Raw genomic sequence first — 7,547 nt, forward strand, 5'->3', positions numbered from 1 at the left:
GAAGGGCGTCCTCGTCGAGCATCGGTCGCTCGCCAACCTCGTGCGGTCGATGATCGTCCGGCCGGGGGTCGACGGATCGGACGTCTGGGCGGCGGTCACGCCGGTTTCCTTCGACATCGCGCTCGCGGAGATCTTCGTTCCGCTCGTGTCCGGCGCGAAGCTCGTCCTGATCGAGAGAGACGAAGCGATGGATCCCGGGCGTCTCGCCCGGCGGCTCGAGACCTCCGGCGCCACGATCCTCCAGGCCACCCCCGCGACCTGGCGGATGCTCGTCGCCGACGGCTGGAAAGGGAAACGCGATCTCCGGATCCTTTCGGGGGGCGAGGCGCTTTCCGCCGAGCTCGCCCGCGATCTCCGGGGGCGCGGATGCGAGGTCTGGAATCTGTACGGACCCACCGAGACGACGATCTGGTCCGCGATCGGCCGCGTCGTTTCGGACGCCTCGACCCCGCCTCCGCTCGGCGAGCCCGTCGCTCGGACGACGCTCCACGTTCTCGACTCGAGGCTTCGCCTCGCGCCGATCGGCGTTCCGGGCGAGCTCGCGATCGGAGGCGCCGGGGTCGCGCGCGGCTATCTCGGACGCCCCGCCGAAACCGACACCCGGTTCGTCCGGAACCCGTTCGGGGCGGGCCGCCTCTACCGGACGGGGGACCGCGTCCGGCGCCGGGTCGACGGCTCGATCGAGTTCCTCGGGCGCCTCGACGACCAGCTGAAGATTCGCGGCGTCCGGGTCGAGCCGGCGGAGGTCGAGAGCGATCTCGAGGCGGATCCCGACGTCCGGCGCGCCGTCGTCGTCGCCGCCGGAGAGCCGCCGGAGCGGCGGCTCTCCGCGTTCGTCCAGCCGCGGGCGACCTTCGATCCTTTCGTGATCCGCGAACGGCTGCGGCGCCGTCTTCCCGAGCCGATGATCCCGTCGGAGATCGAGCGCGTCGACGATTTTCCGCTCACGCCGTCCGGAAAGGTCGACCGCCGCGCGCTCGCCTCCCGGAGCCGCGCTCGGCGCGTTTCCGGCGGGTCCCCGCGGAATCCGACCGAGGAGCTCGTCGCGCGGACCTGGCGCGAGGTCCTGCGCCTGGAGACCGTCGGCGTGGACCAGAACTTCTTCGAGCTCGGAGGTCATTCCCTCCTGGCGACGAGGATTCTCGCCCGGCTCCGCTCGACGTTCGACGTCGAGCTTCCGCTTCGGCTCCTCTTCGAGCAGCCGACCGTTGCCGGCCTCGCCGGGGAGATCTCCCGCCGAATGGACGCGGAGCCGGCATGACGTCGATGGCGCTTCCTCCGGGCGAGATCCACGTCTGGTGGTACGACACGCGGGCCGGCGCGTCGGAGGAGACCGAGGCATGGACGGATTTCCTCGACTCCGCCGAACGCGACCGGGCCGAATCGTTCCGCTTTCCCGACGATCGGCGACGTTGGGCGGCGGGTCGAGGCGCCCTTCGCGCGCTCGCGAGCCGTTATCTCGGCGCGTCGCCCCGCGAGCTCCGCTTCGAATACGGCGCTTCGGGAAAGCCGCGGATTCGCGATGCTCGCCTTCGCTTCAGCCTTTCGCGCTCGGAGGGTGCCATCCTGCTCACTTTTTCGGCAGACCGCGAGCTCGGCGCGGACCTCGAGCGAGTCCGCCGCGGATTCGACGGCGAAGAGATCGCGGGCAGGTTTTTTGCTCCCGGGGAGGTTGCGTCTTTGGCGGCCCTGCCCGAAGGCATCCGTTCCGAAGCTTTTTTTCGTTGCTGGACCGCAAAGGAGGCCTATCTGAAAGGGCGAGGCGATGGACTCGGATACCCCCTCGAGGCGTTCGAGGTGCCGGTCGGGGCGAAGGACCCCTGCCGTCTCCGCGGACATCGAGAGCCGGGGGAAACGAGCCGCTGGTGGCTCCTGCCCATGACGCCCGCGGAAGGCTATGTGTCGACGATCGCCGTCGATGGCGATCTTCCGGCGGTGCTCCGATTCGAGGCGGGACGGGCGTGAGCGCGGTCGCGGCGGTTCCCGAGCGTCCGACGATCGTCATCCGCCCGTCGCAAGGCTGGATGTCGCTCGGGCTCGCGGAGATCTGGGAATACCGGGAGCTCCTCTACTTCCTCGTCTGGCGCGACGTGAAGGTCCGCTACAAGCAGACCGCGCTCGGCGCCGCGTGGGCGGTCATCCAGCCGCTCATGACGATGATCGTCTTCACGATCTTCTTCGGAAAGCTCGCCAACGTCGGATCGGAAGGTCTGCCGTATCCGATTTTTTCCTACGCCGGTCTCCTTCCGTGGACGTTCTTCGCGCAGGGACTCTCGATGTCCTCGGACAGCCTCGTCGGATCCTCGAACCTCATCAAACGGGTGTACTTCCCGCGCCTCGTCATCCCCGCGTCGTCGGTTCTCGCGGGCGTCGTGGATTTCTCGATCGCGTTCGTGATCCTCGTGGGGATGATGTTCGCGTACCACATTCACCCGACGGCGGGAATCGTGCTGCTCCCCCTGTTCCTGCTCCTCGCGCTCACGACCGCCCTCGGCGTCGGGGTCTGGCTGTCCGCGCTCAACGTCGAATATCGGGACGTCAAGTACGTCGTCCCGTTCGTCGTCCAGCTCTGGCTCTTCGTCACCCCCGTGATCTACCCGTCGACGAAGGTGACGACGTGGCTCGCCTCCCACGGGATCCCGACCTGGATCTACGGCCTGAACCCGATGACGGGAGTCGTCGAAGGCTTCCGGTGGGCGCTCCTCGGAACGGGAACCGGCCCGGGTCCGGTCATCCTCGCGAGCGGGCTCATGTCGGCCGCGATGCTGCTCGCGGGCGCTTTCTACTTCCGCCGGATGGAGAGGACGTTCGCCGATGTGGTCTGAGGGGAAGCCGTTCCGCGAAGCGCTGCCGGAGCGCGGCCGGACGGCACGGGGGGAAGGCTGCGTCGTGATCGGGGAGGTGGCGCAGGCGCACGACGGCAGCCTCGGCATGGCGCACGCGTTCATCGACGCGATCGCCGACGCGGGGGCCGACGCCGTCAAGTTCCAGACGCACATCGCGGCGGCCGAGAGCACGCCCGCCGAGCCGTGGCGGGTGCGGTTCTCGCCGCAGGACGCGACGCGCTACGACTACTGGAAGCGCATGGAATTTCCGGAGGAGGCGTGGCGCGGGCTGCGTGCGCACGCCGAGGAGCGCGGACTCTGGTTCCTGAGCTCCCCCTTTTCCCGCGCGGCGGTCGACCTCCTCGAAGGCGTCGGGGTCGCGGCCTGGAAGGTCGCCTCGGGGGAGACCGGGAGCGGCGACCTCCTCGATGCGATCCTCGCGACCGGACGGCCGGTCATCCTCTCGACCGGAATGAGCGCGTGGCCGGAGATCGATGACGCCGTCGCCCGCGTGCGCCGACGCGGCGTGCCCCTCGCCCTGCTCCAGTGCACGTCCGCGTACCCCTGTCCGCCCGAAAAGGTCGGCGTGAACGTTCTCGAGCTCTACCGGCAGCGGTACGGGGTTCCGGCGGGTCTTTCCGACCATTCCGGCAAGATCTTTCCGGGGCTCGCGGCCGCGACGCTCGGCGCGGACGTCGTCGAGGTCCACGTCGCGTTCTCGCGGCGGATGTTCGGGCCCGACGTGCCCGTCTCGCTCGTCTTCGAGGAGCTCGCTCAGCTCGTCGAGGGAATCCGGTTCATCGAACGGATGCGGGCGCACCCGGTCGACAAGGACGAGGCAGCGCGCGAGACGGCGCCGCTTCGCGGACTGTTCACGAAGAGCGTCGTCGCCGGGCGGGATCTCGCCGCCGGGACGATCCTGACTCGCGACGTTCTCGCGGTGAAAAAGCCGGGGAGCGGGATTCCGGCGGCGCGCCTTCCGGAGTTGGTCGGCGCGCGCCTCGTCCGCGACGTCCACGCCGACGAGCTCCTCGCCCTTTCGGACGTGGAGGCCGCGCGATGAGCGCGCAGGATGGTCGCGCCGTGGGCGCGCAGGACGGACGCCCGGTGAGCGCACCGGTGCAAGCGATCGTCCCGTCCGGCCTCGGACGCCGCCGCCGCGTCTGCGTCGCGGTGACCGCCCGCCCGAGCTACAGCCGCATCAAGAGCGCGATTCGCGCGATCCAGGACCACCCGGAGCTCGAACTCCAGCTCGTCGTCGGCGCCTCCGCGCTCCTCGACCGCTACGGCTCCGCCGTGCGTCAGATCGAAGAGGACGGGTTCCCGATCTCCGCGCGCGTGTACATGGTCCTCGAGGGGGAGAACCTCGCGGCGATGGCGAAAACCACCGGGCTCGGCCTTCTCGAGCTCGCCACCGTGTTCGACAACCTGAAGCCGGACGTCGTCGTCACCGTCGCCGACCGCTACGAGACGCTCGCGACCGCCGTCGCGGCCTCCTACATGAACATTCCGGTCGCCCACGTGCAGGGGGGCGAGATCACGGGATCCATCGACGAGAAGGTCCGCCACGCGGTGACGAAGCTGTCGAATCTTCATTTCGTCTCGACGCGCCCCGCGGCGGAGCGCGTGCTCCGCATGGGGGAGGCGCCCGAATCCGTGTTCGTCACCGGATGCCCGTCGATCGACGTCGCGGCCGAGGTCGCGGCGGACCCGACGATCCGGTTCGATCCGGCCACGAAGTATGGCGGCGTCGGCGCCGAAGTGGATCTCTCGGGAGAGTACGTCGTCGTCCTCCAGCACCCGGTGACGACCGAGTACGCGGAGGCGCGCGAACACGCGACCGAGACGCTTCACGCGATCCGGACGCTCGATCTCCCGACGCTCTGGTTCTGGCCCAACGTCGACGCCGGGTCGGACGGGACCTCGAACGCGATCCGGTCGTTCCGGGAGACGGAGAAGCCCCGGAACATCCGGTTCTTCAAGAACATGTCGCCGTCCGATTTTCTCCGGGTGATCCTCGCGAGCCGCTGCCTCGTGGGCAACTCGAGCGTCGGGATCCGCGAGTGCGCGTTCCTCGGCGTTCCGGTCGTCAACATCGGTTCGCGCCAGGGCGGGCGCGACCGCGGGCGCAACGTCATCGACGTCGGATATTCGTGCGGGGACATCGTCTCGGCGGTCCGCCGGCAGCTCGAGCACGGACCCTACGCCTCCGACGACGTTTACGGCAACGGCGGCGCGGGGAAAGCGATCGCCGGGCTCCTCTCGGAGCGCCCGCTCACCATCGAGAAGAGGCTCGCGTACGCATGAAGACGCTCGGTCTCGTACCCGCCCGGGGCGGGTCGAAAGGCATTCCGCGCAAGAACCTCCGTCCGCTCGCCGGCCGGCCGCTCCTCGATTACACCGCGCGGGCGGCGCTCGCCGCCGCTTCCCTCGCGAAAGTCGTGCTCTCGACCGACGACGAGGCGATCGCGGAGGCCGGGCGGGAGGCGGGACTGGCGGTGCCGTTCCTGCGGCCGCCGGAGCTCGCGGAGGACGATACGCCGACACTCCCGGTCGTCCAGCACGCGCTTCGCTGGCTCGAGCGGCACGGCGAGACGTTCGACGCCGTCTGCCTGCTCCAGCCGACCTCGCCGTTCCGCCGCGCCGAGACGATCGACGCGTGCGTCGCGCTCCTCGAGCGCACGGGCGCGGACTCGGTCGTGTCGGTCGTCCCGGTCCCGCCCGAGCACAATCCCCACTGGGTGTATTTCCGCTCGGCCGACGGCCTCATCCGTCTCGCCACGGGCGAGAGCGCGCCGATCCCGCGCCGACAGGCGCTCCCGCCGGCGTATTGCCGGGACGGTTCCGTCTACGTCTCGCGCGCCGCGATGGTGCTCGAGCGCGGAACGCTCTACGGGGACCGGGTCGCCGGTTTCGTTTCCGAGGAGGAGGACGTCGTGAACCTCGACGAGATGGACGACTGGCGCCGCGCCGAAACGCTCGCCGCCGCGCGCGGCGGGAGTCCGCGATGAGCGCGTCGACGATCGCCCCGGTCGTCCCCGAGCTCGAAGCCCCGGCGGCGGCGGATTCGCCGATCGCGATCCGGGTCGAGAACCTGTCGAAGAGCTACCGCATCGGGGAGATCCGGCCGCGATACAAGACGATCCGGGACTCCCTCTCCGCGCTCGTCTCCGCTCCGGTCCGCCGCTTCACGCGCCGGCGCCGCGCGGGGGACACGACGATGTGGGCTCTCCGCGATGTCTCGTTCGACGTCCGCCGGGGGGACGTCATCGGAGTCATCGGCCGGAACGGAGCGGGGAAGAGCACGCTGCTCAAGGTCCTCTCGCGCATCACCCAGCCGACGCTCGGCGTCGCGGAGATCCACGGCCGGGTCGGCAGCCTCCTCGAAGTGGGAACGGGATTCCACCCCGAGCTGACGGGGCGCGAGAACGTTTTCCTGAACGGCGCGATCCTCGGAATGCGGCGCTCCGAGATCCAGGCGAAGTTCGACGAGATCGTCGCGTTCGCCGAGGTCGCGAAGTTCATCGACACGGCGGTCAAGCATTACTCGACCGGGATGTATCTCCGGCTGGCCTTCGCCGTCGCGGCCCACCTCGAGCCCGACATCCTTCTCGTGGACGAGGTGCTCGCCGTCGGCGACGTGCTCTTCCAGAAGAAGTGCCTCGGGAAGATGGAGGACGTCGCGCGCACCGGACGGACGGTGCTCTTCGTCAGCCACAACATGGGGGCGGTCCGGTCGCTCTGCACGAAAGGTCTCTTCCTCGAGAACGGCCGCGTGCTCCAGTCGGGCGACGTCGGAAAGTGCATCGAGACCTATTTCACCCAGATCGGAGCGTTCCAGGCGGCGAAGGAGGGCGAGGGCGACGCGGCGTCCGCTTCCGGGTTCGGCAACGTGCGGGTGACCGGCCCGGCCGGGGAAAACGCGATCGACCAGTCGGAGCCCTTCGACGCCCGGACGCGGCTGGCCATCCGCCAGGAAGTCTCGGGCTTCTCGCTGTTCTGCATCGTCGAAGACATGCAGAACCGGATGGTGTTCCACCTGCGCGAGGAGAGCACGGAGCTCGGACTCGAGGCCGTGTCCCGCGGAGACTACGCGATCCAGGTGCGGATTCCGCCGCTGTGGCTGAACACCGGCCTGTACTCGCTCTATTTCAAGGTCCTCTTCTGGGGAAATTTCGGAAAAGCACGGCACGTGTCCGACAAGGTTCCGCTCGACGTGACCGGGCGGCACAGCCGGGTGGACGCCATCCTCCATCCTGCCGGGCAGTGGACCGTGCGGCGGAGCGAGGGCTGACGATGTGCGGAATCGCCGGAATCGTCGGTGCGGAGCGAAGCGAGCCGCGGCTCGCCGCGATGCTCGCCGCCCAGGCGCACCGGGGCCCCGACGGGACCGGGACGTTCGTCTCGGCGGGCGGTCGCGCCACGATCGGACACAACCGCCTCGCGATCATCGACCTCTCCGAGAACGGCCGCCAGCCGATGACGCGCGACGGGCGGCGCTTGATCGTCTTCAACGGCGAGATCTACAACTATCGCGAGCTCGCGCGCGAGCTCCGGCCCGAGGGCGGATTCCGGACGCGGACCGACACCGAGGTCCTCCTCGCCGCCTACGAGGCCTGGGGGCCCGGGTGCCTCGACCGCCTGGTGGGGATGTTCGCGTTCGCGATCTGGGACGAAGTCGAGAGAACCCTGTGGGCCGTCCGCGACCGGTTCGGGGTCAAG

Annotated in this window: 8 protein-coding genes; all 8 read left to right on the forward strand. The window is 69.5% G+C overall.

Annotated elements, in window-relative coordinates:
- Positions 1–1,261, forward strand: a 1,261-nt coding sequence (locus VFS34_05210) for a non-ribosomal peptide synthetase (GenBank protein ID HET9793841.1), incomplete at its 5' end; no start/stop codon positions are given.
- Positions 1,258–1,965 carry a 4'-phosphopantetheinyl transferase superfamily protein gene (locus VFS34_05215; protein HET9793842.1) on the forward strand — a complete coding sequence of 236 codons (708 nt, stop codon included), beginning with the start codon at positions 1,258–1,260 and terminating at the stop codon, positions 1,963–1,965. The genes VFS34_05210 and VFS34_05215, both read left to right, overlap by 4 nt.
- Positions 1,962–2,825, forward strand: coding sequence for an ABC transporter permease (locus VFS34_05220; GenBank protein HET9793843.1), 864 nt, complete (start codon positions 1,962–1,964; stop codon positions 2,823–2,825). The genes VFS34_05215 and VFS34_05220 overlap by 4 nt, the downstream gene beginning before the upstream one ends.
- Positions 2,815–3,888, forward strand: a complete 1,074-nt coding sequence (locus VFS34_05225) for an N-acetylneuraminate synthase family protein (protein ID HET9793844.1) — start codon at positions 2,815–2,817, stop codon at positions 3,886–3,888. Before VFS34_05220 ends, VFS34_05225 begins: the two co-directional genes overlap by 11 nt.
- Positions 3,885–5,132, forward strand: a complete 1,248-nt coding sequence (gene neuC / locus VFS34_05230; GenBank protein HET9793845.1) for a UDP-N-acetylglucosamine 2-epimerase — start codon at positions 3,885–3,887, stop codon at positions 5,130–5,132. Before VFS34_05225 ends, neuC begins: the two co-directional genes overlap by 4 nt.
- Entirely contained in the window at positions 5,129–5,836 is a 708-nt protein-coding gene (locus VFS34_05235; GenBank protein ID HET9793846.1) for an acylneuraminate cytidylyltransferase family protein, read from the forward strand. Before neuC ends, VFS34_05235 begins: the two co-directional genes overlap by 4 nt.
- Positions 5,833–7,119, forward strand: a complete 1,287-nt coding sequence (locus tag VFS34_05240) for an ABC transporter ATP-binding protein (protein ID HET9793847.1) — start codon at positions 5,833–5,835, stop codon at positions 7,117–7,119. The genes VFS34_05235 and VFS34_05240 overlap by 4 nt, the downstream gene beginning before the upstream one ends.
- A 2-nt stretch (positions 7,120–7,121) precedes the next feature.
- A partial coding sequence (locus VFS34_05245; GenBank protein HET9793848.1) for an asparagine synthetase B occupies positions 7,122–7,547 on the forward strand: 426 nt, incomplete at its 3' end.

Source organism: Thermoanaerobaculia bacterium (assembly GCA_035717485.1).
In the GTDB taxonomy this organism is placed as follows: Bacteria; Acidobacteriota; Thermoanaerobaculia; order UBA5066; family DATFVB01; genus DATFVB01.